This is a genomic window from Sinorhizobium sp. M4_45 (assembly GCF_002885915.1).
In the GTDB taxonomy this organism is placed as follows: Bacteria; Pseudomonadota; Alphaproteobacteria; order Rhizobiales; family Rhizobiaceae; genus Sinorhizobium; species Sinorhizobium meliloti_A.
Genome location: NZ_NWVE01000013.1, coordinates 46,396 through 65,797, shown reverse-complemented (window position 1 = coordinate 65,797; position 19,402 = coordinate 46,396). Strand labels below are relative to the sequence as shown.

20 protein-coding genes and 2 pseudogenes are annotated in these 19,402 nt (G+C 58.9%); 18 read left to right on the top strand and 4 right to left on the bottom strand.

Annotated features, from left to right (window positions below; translation table 11 throughout):
• Positions 1-15 precede the first annotated feature (15 nt).
• Together CN933_RS27880 and CN933_RS27875 are read left to right on the top strand one after the other, a co-directional pair.
• Positions 16-846, top strand: coding sequence for a GNAT family N-acetyltransferase (locus CN933_RS27880; protein WP_102762977.1), 831 nt, complete (start codon positions 16-18; stop codon positions 844-846).
• A gap of 13 nt (positions 847-859) precedes the next feature.
• A complete protein-coding gene (locus CN933_RS27875) occupies positions 860-2,233 on the top strand; it encodes an aspartate aminotransferase family protein (RefSeq protein ID WP_102762976.1) in 1,374 nt (457 codons plus the stop codon).
• 84 nt (positions 2,234-2,317) lie between these two features.
• Here the strand turns inward: CN933_RS27875 and CN933_RS27870 are convergent, their stop codons facing one another.
• Positions 2,318-2,794 (bottom strand): Lrp/AsnC family transcriptional regulator, encoded by a 477-nt coding sequence (locus CN933_RS27870; RefSeq protein WP_102762975.1) that lies wholly within the window; start codon positions 2,792-2,794, stop codon positions 2,318-2,320.
• A 221-nt stretch (positions 2,795-3,015) separates the two neighbouring features.
• On the opposite strand from CN933_RS27870, the gene CN933_RS27865 reads away from it, so the two are divergent.
• Positions 3,016-4,338 (top strand): NAD(P)/FAD-dependent oxidoreductase, encoded by a 1,323-nt coding sequence (locus CN933_RS27865; protein ID WP_102762974.1) that lies wholly within the window; start codon positions 3,016-3,018, stop codon positions 4,336-4,338.
• A 118-nt stretch (positions 4,339-4,456) separates the two neighbouring features.
• Here CN933_RS27865 and CN933_RS27860 read toward each other — a convergent pair.
• Positions 4,457-4,603: pseudogene (locus CN933_RS27860) on the bottom strand (IS6 family transposase); the annotation flags it as partial.
• Between the two features lie 554 nt (positions 4,604-5,157).
• Here CN933_RS27860 and traI point away from each other — a divergent pair.
• The 13 genes from traI to CN933_RS27795 all read left to right on the top strand — a co-directional run bounded on the left by traI (position 5,158) and on the right by CN933_RS27795 (position 16,341).
• A complete protein-coding gene (gene traI, locus CN933_RS27855) occupies positions 5,158-5,781 on the top strand; it encodes an acyl-homoserine-lactone synthase (protein WP_102762973.1) in 624 nt (207 codons plus the stop codon).
• A 10-nt stretch (positions 5,782-5,791) separates the two neighbouring features.
• Positions 5,792-6,769 (top strand): P-type conjugative transfer ATPase TrbB, encoded by a 978-nt coding sequence (gene trbB / locus CN933_RS27850; RefSeq protein ID WP_102762972.1) that lies wholly within the window; start codon positions 5,792-5,794, stop codon positions 6,767-6,769.
• Positions 6,759-7,142 carry a TrbC/VirB2 family protein gene (locus CN933_RS27845; RefSeq protein WP_100673680.1) on the top strand — a complete coding sequence of 128 codons (384 nt, stop codon included), beginning with the start codon at positions 6,759-6,761 and terminating at the stop codon, positions 7,140-7,142. The genes trbB and CN933_RS27845 overlap by 11 nt, the downstream gene beginning before the upstream one ends.
• A complete protein-coding gene (locus CN933_RS27840; protein WP_100673679.1) occupies positions 7,135-7,434 on the top strand; it encodes a conjugal transfer protein TrbD in 300 nt (99 codons plus the stop codon). The genes CN933_RS27845 and CN933_RS27840 overlap by 8 nt, the downstream gene beginning before the upstream one ends.
• A 10-nt stretch (positions 7,435-7,444) precedes the next feature.
• Complete coding sequence (locus CN933_RS27835; RefSeq protein WP_102762971.1) at positions 7,445-9,901, top strand: conjugal transfer protein TrbE; 2,457 nt, start codon at positions 7,445-7,447, stop codon at positions 9,899-9,901.
• Positions 9,873-10,676 (top strand): P-type conjugative transfer protein TrbJ, encoded by an 804-nt coding sequence (trbJ, locus tag CN933_RS27830; protein ID WP_102762970.1) that lies wholly within the window; start codon positions 9,873-9,875, stop codon positions 10,674-10,676. Before CN933_RS27835 ends, trbJ begins: the two co-directional genes overlap by 29 nt.
• Positions 10,673-10,873 (top strand): entry exclusion protein TrbK, encoded by a 201-nt coding sequence (trbK, locus tag CN933_RS27825; protein ID WP_102762969.1) that lies wholly within the window; start codon positions 10,673-10,675, stop codon positions 10,871-10,873. Before trbJ ends, trbK begins: the two co-directional genes overlap by 4 nt.
• Positions 10,867-12,042 carry a P-type conjugative transfer protein TrbL gene (gene trbL, locus CN933_RS27820; protein WP_102762968.1) on the top strand — a complete coding sequence of 392 codons (1,176 nt, stop codon included), beginning with the start codon at positions 10,867-10,869 and terminating at the stop codon, positions 12,040-12,042. The genes trbK and trbL overlap by 7 nt, the downstream gene beginning before the upstream one ends.
• Positions 12,043-12,066: 24 nt before the next feature.
• Complete coding sequence (locus CN933_RS27815; protein ID WP_018098140.1) at positions 12,067-12,729, top strand: conjugal transfer protein TrbF; 663 nt, start codon at positions 12,067-12,069, stop codon at positions 12,727-12,729.
• Positions 12,730-12,746: 17 nt separating this feature from the next.
• Positions 12,747-13,559, top strand: coding sequence for a P-type conjugative transfer protein TrbG (trbG, locus tag CN933_RS27810; protein WP_102762967.1), 813 nt, complete (start codon positions 12,747-12,749; stop codon positions 13,557-13,559).
• Between the two features lie 3 nt (positions 13,560-13,562).
• Positions 13,563-14,000 (top strand): conjugal transfer protein TrbH, encoded by a 438-nt coding sequence (trbH, locus tag CN933_RS27805; RefSeq protein ID WP_102762966.1) that lies wholly within the window; start codon positions 13,563-13,565, stop codon positions 13,998-14,000.
• 12 nt (positions 14,001-14,012) lie between these two features.
• A complete protein-coding gene (gene trbI / locus CN933_RS27800) occupies positions 14,013-15,314 on the top strand; it encodes an IncP-type conjugal transfer protein TrbI (protein WP_102762965.1) in 1,302 nt (433 codons plus the stop codon).
• Positions 15,315-15,636: 322 nt separating this feature from the next.
• Positions 15,637-16,341 (top strand): autoinducer binding domain-containing protein, encoded by a 705-nt coding sequence (locus CN933_RS27795; protein WP_180980832.1) that lies wholly within the window; start codon positions 15,637-15,639, stop codon positions 16,339-16,341.
• A 3-nt stretch (positions 16,342-16,344) separates the two neighbouring features.
• On the opposite strand, the gene CN933_RS27790 is transcribed toward CN933_RS27795, so the two are convergent.
• Positions 16,345-16,665 carry a transcriptional repressor TraM gene (locus CN933_RS27790; RefSeq protein ID WP_102762963.1) on the bottom strand — a complete coding sequence of 107 codons (321 nt, stop codon included), beginning with the start codon at positions 16,663-16,665 and terminating at the stop codon, positions 16,345-16,347.
• 243 nt (positions 16,666-16,908) lie between these two features.
• On the opposite strand from CN933_RS27790, the gene CN933_RS27785 reads away from it, so the two are divergent.
• Positions 16,909-17,130, top strand: a complete 222-nt coding sequence (locus CN933_RS27785; RefSeq protein ID WP_018098134.1) for a helix-turn-helix domain-containing protein — start codon at positions 16,909-16,911, stop codon at positions 17,128-17,130.
• Between the two features lie 75 nt (positions 17,131-17,205).
• Positions 17,206-17,854 (top strand): annotated as a pseudogene (locus tag CN933_RS27780) (DUF433 domain-containing protein).
• 249 nt (positions 17,855-18,103) lie between these two features.
• On the opposite strand, the gene CN933_RS27770 reads toward CN933_RS27780, so the two are convergent.
• Positions 18,104-19,357, bottom strand: coding sequence for an ATP-binding protein (locus CN933_RS27770; protein ID WP_102762962.1), 1,254 nt, complete (start codon positions 19,355-19,357; stop codon positions 18,104-18,106).
• Between the last annotated feature and the right edge of the window lie 45 nt (positions 19,358-19,402).

The window sequence follows — 19,402 nt, the reverse complement described above, 5'->3', positions numbered from 1 at the left end:
GCAGGGATCCAGGCAATGCATATGACCCAACTCGACATCGTTCCGTTTGGTACCGAACATCTCGAAGGCGCGCTGGCGCTTTCGCGACAGGCCGGTTGGCCACACAGGCTGGAGGATTGGGAAACGGCACTTGCAATGAGCACAGGCGTCGTCGTGCTGGAGAATGAAAAGGTCGTTGGCACTACACTCACGACACTCTTCGGAGGCTGCGCCACGATAAATATGGTCATCGTTGCTGAAGCCATACGCGGACGTGGCCTCGGCCGCCGACTGATGGAAGCGGGTCTTGATGGTGCTCACGGAGTGCCATGCAGACTGGTTGCGACCCAGGAAGGCCTGCCGCTTTATGAGAAGATGGGCTTTCGCCAAGTTGGAGATATTCTGCAATGTCAGGGCATCTGTGCGGCCGTTGAAGCGCCGATCGATGTCGAATGGATGCAATCCGGCGATCTCCCGCAAATAGCTGCCCTGGACAGGGCAGCCTTCGGCGATGATCGCAGCAAGCTGATTTTCCATATGAAGGATATCGGGCGGTTTGCGGTGATCCGGCGCGACGGACACGTCGCAGGTTTCTCGGCAACGCGCCCATTCGGCCGCGGTGAGGTCATCGGTCCCGTGGTGGCGGAGAATGCCGATGATGCCAAAAAGCTCATTTTGTTCCAAATAGCGGCTCGAGGCGACAGATTTCTTCGCATCGACACACCCAAGGACTTGGGCTTGTCGCAGTGGTTGGCCGAACGTGGACTTATCCGTGTCGGCGGAGCGACGGCAATGCAGCGCGGCGGCCAAGTCAACCCTTCTCCCCGTGTAAAAACCTTTGCCCTGGCCAATCAGGCTTTCGGCTGAATCGGAGACAAAGATGCTCAGCAACTCCCTTATCGAACTCGACCGCGCCCATCTCGTACATCCGGTCGCCTCCTATCGTACCCACGAAAAGCTCGGCGTACGCGTCCTGTCCTCTGCTTCTGGTGCGACCGTGACCGACATGTCCGGGCGCCAGCTCATCGACGGTTTCGCGGGCCTCTGGTGCGTGAATGCCGGTTACGGTCATGACAGCATCGTCGAGGCTGCCGCGCGGCAGATGCGGGAACTGCCGTACGCTACCGCTTATTTTGGCCTCGGCGCCGAGCCGGGGATCCGTCTTGCCGCGGCGCTTGCCGAGCGGGCCCCTGGCGATCTCAATCATGTCTATTTCACCCTCGGCGGATCCGACGCGATCGACAGCACTGTCCGGTTCATCCGCTATTACTATCACGCCAAGGGTACCCCGCAGAAAGACCAGTTCATCTCGCTCGAACAGGGCTATCATGGCTCTTCGACGGTCGGCGCCGGGCTGACGGCTCTTCCGGCCTTCCATGCCGGCTTCGGCATCCCCCTCGACTGGCAGCACAAGATCCCCTCGCATTACGCTTACCGCAATCCCGTGGGCCCCGATCCGCAAGCGATTATCGCTGCCTCGAAACAGGCGTTGCGGCAGAAAGTGGAGGAGATCGGCGCGGAGCGGGTGGCGGCATTTTATGCTGAACCGATCCAGGGCTCGGGCGGCGTACTGGTGCCGCCCAAGGGCTGGATGAAGGCGATGCGCGACCTCTGCCACGAACTGGATATCCTGTTCATCGCCGACGAAGTGATCACCGGTTTCGGCCGCACCGGCCCGCTCTTCGCCTGCAGCGAAGACGAAGTCGTTCCCGATTTCCTGACAGTCGCCAAGGGCCTGACCTCGGGCTATGTGCCGATGGGCGCTGTTTTCCTGACCGAGCGCGTCTATAGCACGATCGCCGACGGCGCTGGCACTTCCCTGGTGGGGCATGGCTATACCTATTCAGCCCACCCGGTGAGTGCCGCGGTGGCGCTCGAGGTCTTGCGCCTCTACGAGGGCGGGCTTCTGGAAAATGGCCGCAAGGCCGGCAAGCGCCTTATGGAGGGGCTGCAGGGCCTTGCCGACCATCCCCTCGTAGGCGACATCAGGGGCCGCGGCATGCTGGCGGCGATCGAGCTCGTCACCGACAAGACGAAGAAGACGCCGCTTCCGGCCACGGCCGATCCTTCCCGTCGGATTTTCGACCGGGCGTGGGACAACGGCCTCATCATCCGCGCCTTCGGCAATGGCGTGCTGGGCTATGCGCCGCCGCTTTGTTGCACAGATGGCGATATCGATGCGATCGTCGCCCGCACCCGGAAGACACTCGACCAGACGCTGGAAGACAGTGATGTCAGGTTGGTCATGGCTTGATGCGGGAGCGAGTTGCTTACTTCCGGCAGCTCGGAAAAGCCTTGCTCGGGAGGCGCCACTCGAACTTTGCTGGCTTTTGCCGGCTCACAGGGGAAATAGGCTGGTCAGCGGCAGGTGCGATTTGACGATCGGCGATTTCAACACGACGTAACTGAAATATCGGTCGATGCCGATATCCATGTCGATGAGACGCTCCATGATCTCCTGATATTCGGCGATGCCGCTGGTGACGAACTTGATCAGATAGTCGTACCCACCTGAAACCAGGTGGCATTCGATGACCGAGTCGATCTTTTCGGCAGTCGACAGGAAGCGTGCGAAATCAACCTGCCGGTGGTTCTTCAAGGTGATTTCGGTGAATACCGTTATAGTCTGACCGAGTTTGGCGGTGTTTATATGGGCGGAATAGCCGTCGATATAGCCTTCCGACTGCAGTTTTTTCACCCGCATCAGACAAGGGCTCGGCGATAGATGAACTAATTCGGCGAGCTCGACATTGGTAATCCGGCCGTTCTTCTGCAATTCATAGAGAATCTTGATGTCGATGCGGTCGAGCTTCACGCGGTCTCCCCCGGGGCCGTTTCGGGCCCGCCTGTCAGCAGATTATGCCAGAGAGCATAACACAGCTTCCCACCTTGTCCATTTTCGCTGAGAAACATCTAGTCAGCATAAATGGTTATACTTGCCATCAATTGCAGAACATTATTCCGTGGACCGTTGGATTCAGCACGCCACTTTGGCGGAGCCCGCACTAGTATGGATTTGCCTCAACGGAGATGACCATGCCTGCCCCGCTCGTTCGCATAGAAACCACGGACTCCCAGCCCCAAGCCGCAGATGTTGTCGTGATCGGGGGCGGCATCGTCGGCGTCTTTACGGCTTACTATCTCGTTTGCCACGGTCTCAAGGTAGTTCTCGTTGAAAAAGGCCTTATCGGGGCCGAGCAATCGAGCCGCAACTGGGGGTGGTGCCGGCAACAGAACCGCGATGCCCGCGAACTTCCACTCTCCACCAAGAGCCTTAATCTCTGGGATCGGTTCGCCGCAGAGACCGGAGAGGACACCGGCTTCCGACGCTGCGGGCTTCTCTATCTCTCCAACAACGATAGGGAGTTGGAGGGCTGGGCTCGCTGGCGGGACTTCGCCCGCACGGTGGGTGTGACCACGTTCATGCTGTCTTCCACGGAGGCGACCGAGCGTGGCAAAGCCACGGGGAAGCCGTGGAAAGGCGGTGTCTTTTCTTCGTCTGACGGCACCGCGGATCCGTCCAAGGCAGCGCCTGCGGTGGCGCGCGCGATCATCAGCGCGGGCGGCGTCGTACTCCAGAATTGCGCAGCTCGCGGCATCGAGACGAGTGGCGGCCGACTCTCCGCCGTTATCACCGAGAAAGGGACAATCCGGACAAAGGTCGCCGTCCTTGCCGGTGGCGCTTGGGCCTCGTCATTCTGCAACAACCTGGGTGTGCGCTTCCCTCAGGCTTCGGTCCGGTCGTCGATTCTGTCCGTCGAACCTGTCGAGGGCCTGCCGGATGCTCTCCACACGACGGAGGTCTCCACGACACGGCGTGCCGATCGCGGTTATACCCTGGCGATCAGCGGCCGCGCCAGGGTCGACGTTACGGCACAGCAACTTCGGTTCGCGCGATATTTCGTACCGATGTTTGCCCGCCGCTGGCGGAATCTGGCACCGGGCGGGGTCGAGGGCTGGCGCTCGGGACATGAAACGCTCAGACGCTGGCGACTCGATGAGCGCACACCGATGGAACGCATGCGTATTCTCGATCCGGCTGTCGACGAGGGCACGATTTCCGAAATTCTCCGCCGGGCCCGGAACTTACTGCCTGGTCTCGCAAAGGCGAAAATTGCCTCAAGATGGGCCGGCTATATCGACAGCACGCCCGACGGTGTGCCGGCCATCGGCGAAGTCCCCAACATTCCCGGCTTCATTCTCGCAGCCGGTTTCAGCGGACATGGCTTCGGAATCGGCCCGGGTGCCGGTCATCTGATCGCAGATGTCATCACCGGACAAACGCCCCTTGTCGACCCTGTTCCCTACAAACCGGAGCGTCTTACAGGTTCCGCCTGGGGCAAAGTGGCTGAGTTTTAGCGCTTTCGGGGCGGTCGCGGGTTCGCGCGCTTCAAGCTCATTTAGGGGGCTTGTCACAAGGTTGGCGGTAGGCGAGTTGAGCCAAAGTACACCCTGCTCTTCACGCCTTGTTAACCTTTTAAAGTCCGAAGAGGCGCGCGAACAGATCGTTCTGGTCAATGACGGTCCAGCCACCGCCGAAGCCGAACCCTTTGCGCAGCCACAACATCGCTCTCAAACTGGCGATCGTTCGCCGCGCCATTCCGAAGGACCGGAAGTCACCGACTTCGGCATGTTCATCTTCCAAAATCTTCTGTTATTGCGCCCTCATTCCTAGGCTCCGGGCTAACTACCGGACCTCCCAAATCGACCCCAAATCGAAGGAAGGGCGGGATCCTGCTCCTGCGCTCGTGCGGAACAGGGAAGAGAGGGGGACAAGCGCTAAACCGAAGGGGGACCACTCATCCGCCGAAAGCATAAGGAGACCGGTTTTGTGCTTGTCGGGGGAGCGAGAACAGAGGGCACTCTCCTCCTCTTAGCCGTCTTCAGGGAGCCGAACCGCTTTTTAAGGCAGACGAGCAAGCGCACTGGTTCCAGGTCTTGCGGAAAATGGGCGGTCTCGCAGGACGGCCTCAGCTGTGCCTTTACGCTGAGCAGCAAGGCAACCTTCATGATGCTCCGATTGCTGAGATTGCGAGCGAAGGCAGCGATATCCGCATCCGAATGACCGAGCCCCTTTCCGCATTGCCCGCTTATCTCGGCTTATGTAGGATTCTACAACTGCAAACCGATACCGATCCGTGCTGATTTCACCGCCGACCAACAACGACGGAGAAATTCATGCAGATTCTCGCGATCTCGGAGCCACGGAATGACGAAGAAGCCCGGCTCCTCTACAGGCATCACCAATTGCGCGCCCGGATCTTTTCCGCCCGGTTGGGCTGGGACGTTGACGTTATTGACGGTCGGGAGTCAGACGCTTTTGACGCGCTGATGCCAACCTACATCCTCGCAATTTCCAACGACGGTGACGTGGCAGGGTGCGCGAGGCTGCTTCCGGCGCTTGGCCCGACCATGGTGACGGACGTCTTTTCCTCGCTACTTCCGAATGGCCAGCTCAACGCGCACTCCGCGATGATCGAAAGCTCCCGCTTCTGCGTCGACACTAGTCTCGGGGAGGGCAAGGGAGCCGGCTCGGTACATGAGGCAACGCTGACGATGTTCGCAGGCATCATTGAATGGTGCATGGCGAATGGATTCACCGAAATCGTCACGGTGACCGATCTCCGCTTCGAGCGGATCCTCGCTCGTGTTGGCTGGCCGCTGCAGCGGTTGGGGGAGCCGAAGAAGATCGGCGTAACGATGGCCGTGGCGGGCATCCTACCCGCCGACGCCGGCACATTTCAAAAACTCCGCCCATCTAACTACCGATCTGAATGCACCCCCCTCCGCAAGGCAGCGTAAGGAGAAATCGGTGAACCAGCTTCGCTCTCACCCTCGGCTTGTCCGCAAACTACAGGAGGCGCTCGGAGATCACCTCTGCGTGGCGCTGGACGATGCAACGGTCGTCGAGATCATGCTCAATCCGGACGGAAAGCTCTTCATCGAGCGGCTCGGCCACGGCGTCGCGCCGGCCGGCGAGATGTCGTCGGCGGCGGCGGAAATGGTGATCGGTACCGTTGCCCATGCGCTTCAGTCAGAGGTGAACACGGAACAGCCGATCATCTCCGGAGAGCTGCCGATCGGTGGCCACCGCTTTGAAGGTCTTTTGCCGCCGGTGGTCGCCAAGCCTGCCTTCACTATTCGTCGTCGTGCGTCGCGTCTTATCCCGCTCAACGAGTATGTGCGCTCCGGCGTGATGACAGAGTACCAGGCATCGACGATCCGCAGCGCGATTTCCTCCAGGCTCAACATCATCATATCCGGGGGAACTGGCTCCGGCAAAACGACGCTCGCGAATGCTGTCATCGGCGAGATTGTGAAGAGCGCACCAGAAGACCGGCTCGTCATTCTTGAGGACACCGCAGAGATTCAATGCGGGGCCCAGAACGCCGTCCTTCTCCATACCAGCGATACCGTTGACATGGCTCGGCTGTTGAAGAGCACCATGCGGCTGCGGCCCGACAGAATTGTGGTCGGTGAAGTCCGCGACGGCGCTGCGCTCACACTACTCAAGGCGTGGAACACCGGCCATCCGGGTGGCGTGGCGACTATCCATTCAAATACAGCGATGTCGGCGCTCCGCCGTCTCGAGCAGCTGACCGCCGAAGCCAGCCAGCAGCCGATGCATGAGGTGATCGGAGAAGCGGTCGATCTCATCGTCTCCATAGAACGGACCCCGCGCGGACGGCGCATCCGCGACGTCATTCAGGTCGAGCGCTTCGCGGGCGGCCAGTACGAAATCGAATCCGACCGGCTTACAGAAGAGAAGGAGGCGCGCAATGTCGCGTAAAAATGCCGTCATCGCCGTCGCGCTCCTTGCGGCGCCCATCGTTCTCGCCTGCGTCGCGCCGGCGCTCGCCAGTTCGGGCGGCAGTCTTCCCTGGGAAGGGCCGCTGCAGCAAATCCAGGAGTCGATCACCGGGCCGGTCGCGGGAGCTATTGCACTTGCAGCGGTCGCAATTGCTGGCGGCATGCTCATCTTTGGGGGAGAACTGAACGACTTCGCGCGGCGGCTGGTGTATATCGTGCTGGTGGCGGGCATCCTGCTCGGTGCCACCAACATTATAGGCCTGTTCGGCGCGACGGGCGCCTCGATTGGAGCATCGGACGAGCAAACCACATTCTTCAGCCGAAGCAGAGTAGGGGAGGGGGCTCATGGTTGAGTCCCTGTCCCGTCTAAAACACAACCGCATCCACCGTGCACTTTCGCGCCCGAATCTGCTGATGGGCGCGGACCGGGAACTGGTCCTGCTCACAGGTCTCGCCGCCGTCATCCTGATCTTTGTGGTCTTGACAATATATTCCGCGCTCTTCGGGGTTGCCGTCTGGATCGTCATCGTTGGGCTCTTGAGAATGATGGCAAAGGCGGACCCGCTGATGCGTCGGGTCTACATCCGGCACATTTCTTACAAGCCCTACTACAAGGCGACCACCTCGCCGTGGCGGCGGTATTGAGGAGGTTTGCATGGTCGCTCTCAAACGGTTCCGGGCAACCGGCCCATCCTTCGCGGATCTCGTCCCCTATGCCGGTCTGGTTGACGATGGCGTCTTGCTATTGAAGGACGGCAGCCTCATGGCTGGCTGGTACTTTGCTGGGCCCGACACCGAAAGTGCCACCGATCTGGAACGCAATGAGCTATCGCGACAGATCAACGCCATTCTGTCGCGTCTTGGAAACGGATGGATGATCCAGGTCGAAGCGATCCGTATTCCGACGGTTGACTACCCGTCTGAGGACCGGTGCCACTTCCCGGACCCGGTCACCCGGGCGATTGATGCCGAGCGCCGGGCGCATTTTGCGCGAGATCAGCGGCATTTCGAGAGCAAGCACGCTCTTATCCTCACCTATCGGCCCCTGGAGCCCAGAAAGACTGCCTTCAGCAGATACATCTACTCGGACGAGGAGAGCCGCAAGAAGACCTATGCCGACACGGTGCTGTGCATCTTCAAGAATGATATCCGGGAGATTGAGCAGTATTTTGCCAACACCCTTTCGATCCGGCGAATGGAAACGCGCGAGGTCGTCGAGAGGGGCGGGGAGAGGGTCGCTCGCTATGACGAACTGCTGCAATTCGTTCGCTTCTGCATTACGGGCGAAAACCATCCTATCCGGCTGCCGGATGCTCCCATGTATCTCGACTGGATCGCGACAGCCGAGCTCAAGCATGGGCTGTCGCCAAAGGTGGAAAGCCGCTACCTGGGTGTGGTGGCGATCGACGGACTGCCGGCAGAGAGCTGGCCGGGGATTCTCCACAGCCTCGATCTGATGCCGCTAAGCTATCGCTGGTCATCGCGCTTCATCTTCCTCGATGCGGAGGAGGCGCGGCAAAAGCTCGAGCGCACCCGCAAGAAATGGCAGCAAAAGGTCCGGCCGTTCTTTGACCAGCTATTCCAGACGCAAAGTCGTTCGATCGATCAGGACGCCATGAGCATGGTGGCCGAGACCGAGGACGCTATCGCGCAAGCCTCCTCGCAGTTGGTCGCCTATGGGTATTACACCCCTGTCATCGTTCTATTCGACGGTGATCGCGAAGCCTTGCAGGAGGAGGCGGAGGCAGTACGCAGGCTAATACAAGCCGAAGGCTTCGGAGCGAGGATCGAAACACTCAACGCAACCGACGCCTATCTCGGAAGCCTTCCAGGCAATTGGTACGCAAACGTGCGCGAGCCGCTGATCAATACCAGCAATCTCGCCGACCTCATCCCACTGAACTCTGTTTGGTCGGGCAACCCCGTTGCACCGTGCCCATTTTACCCGCCGGACTCGCCACCGCTCATGCAGGTTGCGAGTGGGTCGACACCGTTTCGGCTGAATCTTCATGTCGACGACGTTGGTCACACTCTCATTTTTGGACCGACCGGATCGGGCAAGTCGACGCTTCTGGCACTAATCGCGGCGCAGTTTCGACGCTACGAACGCGCCCAGATCTTTGCCTTTGACAAGGGAAACTCGCTCCTGCCCCTGACGCTCGCCACTGGCGGCGATCACTATGAAATTGGTGGTGGCTCTGAAGAAAAAGGAACGGCACTGGCCTTTTGCCCGCTTTCGGACCTCTCCAGCGAAACTGATCGGGCCTGGGCCACGGAATGGATCGAGATGCTGGTGGCGCTGCAAGGCGTAACCATCACCCCCGATCACCGCAATGCAATTTCCCGGCAGATCAGGTTAATGGTCAGCGCGCCCGGAAGATCGCTATCTGACTTCGCAAGTGGGGTGCAGATGCGTGAAATCAAAGACGCGCTGCATCACTATACCGTTGATGGTCCAATGGGACAGCTTCTCGACGCCGAGGAAGACGGTCTGACGCTCGGTGCCTTCCAGACCTTTGAGATAGAACAACTGATGAACATGGGCGAACGCAATCTCGTGCCCGTACTGACCTATCTGTTCCGGCGGATCGAGAAGCGTCTCGATGGCGCTCCCAGCCTGATCGTGCTGGATGAGGCCTGGCTGATGCTCGGCCATCCAGTGTTCCGCAGCAAGATACGCGAATGGCTGAAAGTGCTGCGTAAGGCCAATTGCGCCGTCGTGCTCGCCACACAGTCGATCTCCGACGCCGAACGCTCCGGGATCATCGACGTGCTGAAGGAATCCTGCCCAACAAAGATCTGCCTTCCGAATGGTGCCGCCAGAGAGCCTGGAACTCGCGAGTTCTACGACCGGATCGGATTCAACGAGCGGCAGATCGAGATCGTCTCGAACGCGATTCCCAAGCGCGAATACTACGTCGTCACTCCTGAAGGCCGACGGCTGTTCGATATGGCGCTCGGGCCGCTGGCGCTCAGCTTCGTCGGCGCATCCGGCAAGGAAGACTTCAAGCGCATCCGCGCGCTCTATTCCGAACACGGCCGCGACTGGCCGATCCACTGGCTTCAAATGAAAGGAGTCCACGATGCCGCATCGTTGCTTAACTTCGAATAGATTGCTCGCTGGTCTGGCGGCGTTCGTGGTGGCTACCGGCGAAGCAAAGCCCGCCAAGGCCGGAACCGCCACCGGCGCTGCGACAGAGTGGACGCAGGTCCTCAACAATGGCGAGTTGGTCGCGTTGGTCGGGAAATCCGGCGAGCAGATCCAGAACCAACTCACCCAGATTAGTCAGCTCGCCCAACAGATCGAGACGCAGCTCAACATCTACCAGAACCTGCTTCAGAACACCGCCACTCTCCCGTCACATATGTGGGGGCAAGTCGAAAGAGACCTCAATCAGTTGCGCAGCATCATCGATCAAGGGCAAAGCATTTCGTTTTCCATGGGCAACGCCGATGACGTGCTGCAGCAGCGCTTCCAAAGCTATTCGAGCCTTCGGACCAATCTGCCCAACACCGAGAATTTCTCGTCGAGTTACCAGACCTGGTCCGACACTAACCGCGAAACCATCGCCAGCACGCTGAAGGCAGCGAGCCTGACGGCCGACCAGTTCGACAGCGAGGAAAGTACGATGTCCTCGCTACGGTCGATGTCCGAGACATCAGATGGCCAGATGAAGGCCCTGCAAGTGGGGCACCAAATCGCCGCGCAACAGGTGGCGCAGATGCAGAAGCTGCGCGGTCTCGTCTCCCAGCAGATGACGATGATGGGGACGTGGCTTCAGACCGAACAAATCGACAAGGACCTGGCCCAGGCCCGGCGGGAAAAATTTTTCAACGCCGAGATCAAGAGCATTCCGGAAGGTCAGAAGATGGAGCCCCGCTGGTGAACCGCGCTGTCGTCATTGTTCTCCTTGTGGTTGTTGCCGCTGTTTCATCTGCGGCGACGGTGCTGATCGTCAAATCCAGAGACACCACGAAACCCCCGCTCACTGAGGAACAACGCGCCGTCAGGGAGAAATTCTTCGGCTCGAACAAAGAGCTGCCGCCGATCAAAGATGGCCAGGAGATGCGCCCAAGATGGTGAAATCTAATCTCGAACGGTCATTAGTGATCGCGGGCCTCCTTTGCCTCGTCTTTGCAGCTCCCGCCTTTGCCCAACAGGGACAAGTCCTGACCGAACTGGAAAATCAGGTCTCGACCGCCGCCAAAGGGTGGGAGACGACCATCATGGATGCAGCGAAATCTCTCTTCTGGATCCTGGCGACAATCGAGGTGGGGATTGCCGCCGTCTGGCTGGCGCTGCACGCTGCATCGCTCGATAGCTGGTTCGCGGAGCTTATGCGGCGGATCATGTTCATTGGTTTTTTCGCCTTCGTTCTCACTCAAGGGCCGACCTTTGCCCGAGCGGTAGTCGACAGCCTCTTCCAGATCGGCGCGGGCGGCGGATCGGCGTCGCCTGCTGAAGTGTTCGACGCCGGTATCCGGGTTGCCTCGCAAATGTCGCAGCAAGCGCAATTTGGCGTATTCGAGGACAATGCGCTGGCGATTGCGGCGGTATTGGCGATGGGTGTCGTCGTCATCTGCTTCTCGCTGGTCGCAGCAATTTTCGTGTCGGTCATGGTCGAGGTGTATGTCGGCCTGCTTGCCGGCATGATCATGCTCGGGCTTGGCGGATCCTCCTTCACCAAGGACTTTGCTGTCCGTTATCTCGTCTACGCCTTCGGAGTCGGCATGAAGCTGATGGCCTTGGTGATGATCGCAAAGATTGGATCCGAGGTCCTGATGGGTCTTGCGAATGCTCCAACCGCCTCCTCGGACCAGTTCGTCACGACCTTGGCGGTCGCCGGCATTTCAGTGGTGGTCTTCATCATCGCGATGTATGTGCCGAGTATCATTCAAGGTGTCGTTCAGGGTGCATCCGTTTCAGGTGGAATGGAGGCGATCAGGCACGGTGGTCAGGCGGCATCCTTCACCACCGGGGCAGGGTTCCTCGCGGCCGGGGCAGCCGGGGCGGGATTCGCGGCGGCTCAAACCGCACGGGCCGCAGGGTCATCCGCTGCAGGCGCCATGCTTCGAGGTTTTGGCGCAGGGATCGGATCCGCAGGAAAAGCGGCGGGCTCGGCTGCCAAGGAGAAGGCCATCGGTTCTCCTGGTGCCTATGCAGGATCGATCCTCGGGCTCGCCAACGCCAAGCTGGACCAGAGTCGCAGCGGGCAGAGCGGGCCAAAGCCACCTCCCGAACGCAAAGACTAACAGCAATCAGAAAGTGATCGATCGATGGCAGCGAACCGCGCCCCAGAAAACCCGTATCTTGCCGCGCGCCAGGAATGGAGTGAGCGATACGGCTCCTATGTCCAGACAGCCGCTGCATGGCGCATCGTCGGCATTCTGGGTCTGACTATGGCAGTGATCGCCTTCGGGTACGCCATGTATCTCAGCACCCAAGTCAAACTGGTTCCCTATATCGTCGAAGTCGACAAACTTGGAACCGCAGCGACCGCCGGGTTCCCTGAACAGATCGAATATGCCGACGTTCGGGTGGTGCGCGCCACGCTCGGCAATTTCGTCACCAGCTTCCGTTCGATCACGCCGGACGCTGTGGTTCAGAAGCAATACATCGACCGAACCTACGCACTCCTTCGGACGTCCGATCCGTCGACGCAGAAGATCAATGACTGGTTCCGAAGCAATTCACCGTTTGAGAAGGCCAAGTTGTCGACGGTCGCCATCGAGGTCAACAACATCGTCGCGCTTTCGAACCAGACCTATCAGATCGACTGGACCGAATACGAACGTGACCGGAAGGGCAAAGAAACGGGCACACGCCGGTTCCGCGGCATCGCGACAGTCACGCTGACGGCGCCACAGGACGAGGCGACCATCCGCCACAATCCAATCGGTCTCTACGTCCGGGATTTCGACTGGACAGCACAGCTATAAGGGGCAGGGGACTTCACATGCAAAGAACAGGATTTATCGCAGCCGCCGGCTGCATAGCAGGACTCGTCATTGCGACGGGTGCTCATGCACAAAGCATGACGTCGAACGAGGTGAAGGGAACTAACATTTCGCGGAAGTGGCGCGGCACACCCGGACTGGTTACCACCGGGCTGGATGGCAAGGTCATCTTTCTCTTCGGCGAAACTCAGCCGTCCGTCGTCTGCTCGCCGCTGCAGGTCTGCGATATTGAGCTGCAGGGCGGCGAGATCGTCCGCGATGTCCTCGTCGGCGACACCGTTCGCTGGCAGGTGGAGCCGGCGACCTCCGGCGCCACCGGCGGTCAGGCTATCCACTTGATCGTCAAGCCGTCGGAACCGGGTCTCGTCACCTCCATGGTGGTCACGACGTCGCGTCGTACCTATCACATCCAACTCAAGTCCCATCCGAGCCAGTACATGGCCCGCGTTGGCTTCGAATATCCCGAGGATGTCTCGACCAAGCTCGCGGACATTAATGCCCGGCTCGAGACCGGCGGAATACTCGGGACGGCGCCCGATAAACTGAACTTCTCCTACTCGATGAGTGGGAGCGCCTCTTGGAAGCCGAAGCGCGTCTATTCGGATGGTGTAAAAACCTACATTCAGTTTTCCAAATCGATCTCGGGACAGGATGCGCCGGTGCTGTTCGTCGTCAACGGGGGCCAGAACCGCGTCGTCAATTACCGGATGAAGAACGACGTGATGATCGTCGACTACGCAATCGACAAGGCGATCCTCGTCACCGGAGTTGGCTGGCGGCAACAGAAGATCACCATCCGGCGGGGAGGCTGAGTGATGCGCAAAGCTCTCGTCCTCATCGTCGCTGCCGCTTTTCTTTCCAGTTGCCAAACTGCCGAGGAGGGATTGGACACCAGCTCAAACGCCACTGCGGTGACTGCCCCGGCCGCAAGCGCAATCGCCGGCGATATGGCGAGCCGGCTCGCCGAGCAAATTGGCCCGGCAGGCACCACAACCATCATGATGGGCAAGGGCACGTCGGAGTATGGGATGGCCCTCGAGGCCGCGCTGAAGGGATGGGGCTACACGGTCGTTACCGACGGGAAGATCGGAAAGGACGTGAAACCCGTCGAGCTCGCCTATTCGATCGATGGCGTTGACGGTCAGGTGCTCGCGCGACTCTCCACGCCGTCGATCGCCCTTGGCCGGGCGTATACAGCAACAGCAGTCGGCGCTACGCCGGCAAGCCCGCTTTCCGTCATGCAGCGTAATTGAGGGGAGACAGATATGGTCCAGTCTCTCCATCTTGGTGCGTCGGCTCATGCCGATGATGAGAACAGCATGCGCCGAATCAATCGGCTGCCGATCATCATCGCCATCGTTCTCGTCGCGCTATTCGTTGGCGTGGTCGTGATCGGACTGTCGTGGCGGGGGCTTCCCTTTGCCCGAAACAGCGATATCGACAGTGCTTCGAATTCTCCCGCAACCAATTTCGGGGACCAGCTCAAGCGCGGCATTGCCGACGGCATCATCGGTGAGCCGGTTGAGCGGGAAGCGTTTCAGCCAACGCCTGCCGTCGAGCAGAAAGTTGAGAAGGAGGCGCCGGCTGTTGCTCGCCGACCCCTCGAACAGGAAGAGCGACGCCCCCCGCTCGGATCGGAAGAAGAATGGAGGGACCGTCTGAAGCGGGAGCAGGATGAACAGTATATCCGAGAGGCCCAGCGCCAGCGGATGGCTCGCCTGCAGGCGCGTGCAACGGCGCTGGACTCCCCATTGAAGGTCGATATTTCCGAAATTGAAAAAGCGGCAACGACTACCACAGACTCGAGCGGCCAAAATTCGACTGGGGCAGGCACGAGGGTCTCGGATCTCTATGCCGCGGCAACGAACGCCGGCCTTATGGGTCAGAATGTCGATCCGAATGGCCAAACCTCGAAGGAAGATTTTTTCAACCAGGACATCAAAGATCTCGGCTATCTGCCGAACCAGATCGTGAAGCAGATCTCGCCCTACGAGCTGAAACGCGGCTCGGTCGTTCCTGCTACGTTGATCACCGGCCTCAACTCCGATCTGCCGGGACGGATCACAGCGCAGGTAAGCCAGAACGTCTTTGATAGCGCGACGGGCTACCGGCTCCTCATACCGCAGGGTGCGAAGCTGCTCGGCCGCTATGACTCCAAGGTCTCATTCGGGCAGGAAAGGGTCCTTGTCGTCTGGACGGACCTCATTTTTCCGAACGGCTCAACCCTTCAGATCGGGGGCATGGCTGGCACTGACGCGGAAGGATATGGCGGCTTAAAGGACAAGGTCGATCGGCACCTGTGGCGCACGTGGAGTTCGGCGGCACTCGTTGCCTTGATCGGGACCGGGATCGACATGACAATGCCAGAAAGTTCGACGCTTGCGACGCAGGATACGGCATCCGATGCGGCGCGAAGAAACTTCGCCGAATCGTTTGGTCGGGTGGCGGAGCAGACAATCTCGAAGAACCTGAATGTTCAGCCAACAATCCGCATTCGGCCAGGTTACAGATTCAATGTGTTAGTGGACCAGGACATCATTTTCCCGTCCGCTTACCGTGGAATTTAACCACTAAGGGCAGCGACTATGCTCAGCCGCCATGCATTAGGTTGAACCAAGGTGTGGCGGTGCAACCACGCAATATGAGATCCTTCTATTTCCAGCCACCTTTCCGGATTGATCGCGCTTGAAAGTTTCGCAGGGCTGGGTAGTAATTTCGCATTGCATCGCGTGACGCGGGTACACCAGGTTTGCGATTCAGACATCGACTGAAGGTCCGAACGCTATCGTTGTCCCACGACCCCCTGTACGCGGGTCAGCCGATCTGCCTCTTCGACGAACGATGCCGGGGAAGACGAGCCGTCGCGTCAGGAACGTAAGGAGAAAAACCGTGGACGCACATGTTCGCTCGCTCATCGATATGCTGGAAGCCGCGAAAGACGAGCATATGATGAAAAGTGCGCTGAAAACCTTTGCGCATTCGTGCGGATATGACCGGTTTGCCTATCTGCAAGCAGAAGCTCTCGAACTCAGGACCTTCAATTCCTATCCCGAACCATGGGAGGACATTTATCTCGGCGGCGATTATTCACGGGTTGACCCAGTTGTGAGGGAGGGAAAGCACGGGCGAGGTATGTTTTTCTGGACAGCCGACAAGTGGCCTGCCCGAGGATCTTCTCCGCTTCGGCGGTTTCGCGACGAGGCCATTGAGCACGGGATTCGCTGCGGCATCACCATTCCGGTTAAGGGCAGTTTCGGATCCACCATGATGCTGACCTTCGCGTCCTCGGAAAGAAATGTCGATATTTCAGGGATGCTGGATCCCAAGAAGGCGGTTCAGTTGGTGATGGCCGTCCACTACCAGCTGAAAATCATCGCAGCGAAGACTGCAATCAACCCGAAGCGAATGCTGTCGCCGAGCGAAATGGTGTGCCTTGTGTGGGCAACGAAGGGGAGGACCACGCTTGAAACGGCGATGCTCACCGGTATCAAGGCCAGAACCGTGCAGCATTATCTCGACGAGGCGCGCAAAAAATTTGACGCGCAGTCTGTGCCGCAGCTCGTTGCCATTGCGAAGGATCGCGGCCTGGTCTGAGGTCTAATCGGCGCCTTCAAACGGCACGTCTGGAACGTAGCCGAGTGCGTCCAGAATTTCCGAGAGGTTCTCCTGATGGGCTTCGGACTTTTTCTGGCGTGCGATATATTCGTCCTGAAGCGTCTGGAGCACTGAACCGGAAGTTGACGGGTCGTCGCTTGCACGCGACCACTCGTCATAGACGGCCTGATCGGCTGCGAGAAGCCGGCGGTGTTCGAGGATCGCCGAAACAGCCAGGACCTCTAATTCCGATTTTTGCATCAAACCGCAGCGAGATTGTCTTCCAATTTTTTCGTCTGCCCCGGATGAGCTGGCGTCCTTCATCCTTGTCTCCTCTAACTTCATTTTACGACCGCCAAGAACCGAGGCTTAGTTCGCGTCGCATAGGCTTGCGATTAGATACCAGATTACCGGAGGATAGGAGAGAGTCGAAATCTTCGAACGGTTCACCGTCCCACACGAAGAGAAGCTTCGGCCACCGCGGCATCACCTTGATCCATCAAATGGAATGTCGTTGTAGAGAATACTCCGTGGTGAAATACTCTACAAGCCGTTGCTCTCTCGATCATGGAGATTCGAGAGGTATTTGCACGAAATCTGAAAGCCGCGCGTCGGGCCAAAGGCCTGTCGCAAGAAGAGCTTGCTTATCGCGCAGGTATCGATCGCACCTACATCAGTTCTCTGGAACGCAGCGTTTACAATGCGAGCATCGATGTGGTGGATCGCTTAGCAGTGGTTCTAGACGTAGAAGCGTCTGATTTGCTGAAACGACCGCCGGAGAAGAAGTGAAACCACCACAAGACTGACGAGCAGCGAGATCGAAAAGCTTGGTGAATTTTACCGGGAACGACGCCTCCACTATATATTCTCCACAAGGAGAATGATTATGCCAGCACATCACACGCGTACGCCCCGGCCGAGGCTGCAGCTGTCAGCGAGATCGCTGTAAAGTCTGTGCACAATGCGATCGACAAGCGGATCGTCGCAACTCATCTCGTCGGCGGCAAGGGTCGAGCACTCACAGATGAGGATCTTCTTCGGTTGAAGCTCTGGTATGGCGTCGGATCGATCTTGTCTGCCGAACGCCGCAAACGTCTATTCGATACCAACGACCAGAACCCCGATGCCGATACCGTAAGGGCAGACGACTATCTCATCGTCGACGTTGCGCGGGCAAGGGAGCAGTTGGCCGCCCGCGCCGAGGCGCTTCGAGAGGCTGAGCGAATGATCCGGAGCGTCAAGGGCGTCATGGGCGGTGAACCGAAGGGAACTCGCGTTCCAGTGCCAACGATTGCCGCGATGAAGGCGCAAGGTGCAAGCAGCGAGGAAATCGTTGAGGGTTATCCTTCGCTCACCGAACGCATGGTGGAACTTGCCGAGATCTGTGCTGTGGCCCACCCCGCCAGGGGACGGCCACGGAAGCTTTTCGGAGCTGGGCCTGAAGGCGAAATCCGTGAAGCGTCTGCGTCTCCGGAACGAAAGTGCCCCAAAACCCTCCGGCTCTAGCTCGTGAAATTTCTTATAGATGAATGCCCTCACACATCATTCGTGGCCGTGGCCCAAGCTCACGGCCAGGATTGTTTCCAATGTGAATTGGCTCGGGTTTAGCGGTGAAACCGACTGGCATCTGATGCCTCGGATCATCGAGGGGGATTTCATCCTCGTGACGAACAAAGGCCGCGACTTCCGGAAGCTTTGCGGATACCGGCCGTGCAATAGATGCGTGGGCATCGGTTTGAAACATCCTGACGCTGCTCAGCAATCACATGGTCCATAGAATGGACAAGGGCGCTGCCTGCAATTTTTCTCCGAAAGGCGTCACGCGGTCATGATCGTGCAAGACCAGTCCACGCACGAAACGACCGCCAACCGCTTCCTGCAACTGACGCAATCCCCTGAAATCCTCAGTCTTCACCGTCGCTGATGCCTTGACCTCTATTCCGACGATCCGACCACGGCGATCCTCGATGACGACATCGACCTCGTCCTGATCTTTGGTCCTGTAATGCGAAAACGAAAAGCGCCGGTCAGACCAGGAGGCAAGCTTCAAAAGCTCGGAAACAACGAAGCTTTCAAGCAACGCTCCATACCGTGTTCTGTTTTCACGCAGCGCTTCGGATTCGTCCTCCCGCAAGCTCGCCAGCAGTCCCGTATCGAGAAAGTGCAGTTTGGGCGTTTTTATCAGCCGGCTTAACCGGTTGTTCGACCATGGCGTCAGCGTTCTGATCAGAAAAAGCCGCTCGAGAATGGCTACATATTTTTGCGCGGTGACGCTCGACAGTCCCAATGCGGCACCGAAACTGCTGTGGTTCACCAGTTGGCCGGCATGTTCCGCAAGAACATCCAGCAACCGCGGCAGTCGATCGAGTTGATCGATGTTGGCGATGTCGCGAACGTCCCGGTCGAGAATCAGGGCCACGTAGTCTTCCAACCAGGCGACCCGCCGGGCAGGCGTCGCTCTGCGCAAGACCTCCGGATAGCCACCGCGCAGCATGGTTTCCAGAAGATCATCACCAAATATAGCGTCCTCGCCGGTCGCGGGTTCCTCACCAGCGAATAGACGATCCAGCAAATGACCCGGGGTCGAACGGATTTCGGACTGGGCGAAAGGCAGGAGCGGGACCACGGCCATGCGCCCGGCAAGGGAGTCCGCAATCGCGGGCACAGTTGCCAGATTGGCGGAACCTGTGAGTAGAAATCGGCCCGGGGCGTCGTCGCGGTCGACGCTTTCCTTAATTGCCAGTATCAGTTGGGGCGCCCGCTGAACTTCATCGATCACGGCCCTGTTAAGGCCCCGGACAAAACCGACCGGATCAGCCTTGGCAGCACTGAGCGCGCCGGCGTCGTCGAGAGTGATATAGGCGCGATCAGGGCCTGAGAATTGCCGCGCGAGAGTTGTCTTTCCAGCTTGCCTTGGGCCGGCTATCAGGACGACACGAGTGTCGGCAAGCGCAGTCTCGACTATCGGACGAGCCTTGCGATCGATTAATGGTTTGGGAAGGACCTTATCTACCATACGGCCATCCCTAATCGATTCTCCGTCTATTTTAAAGTCATTTCC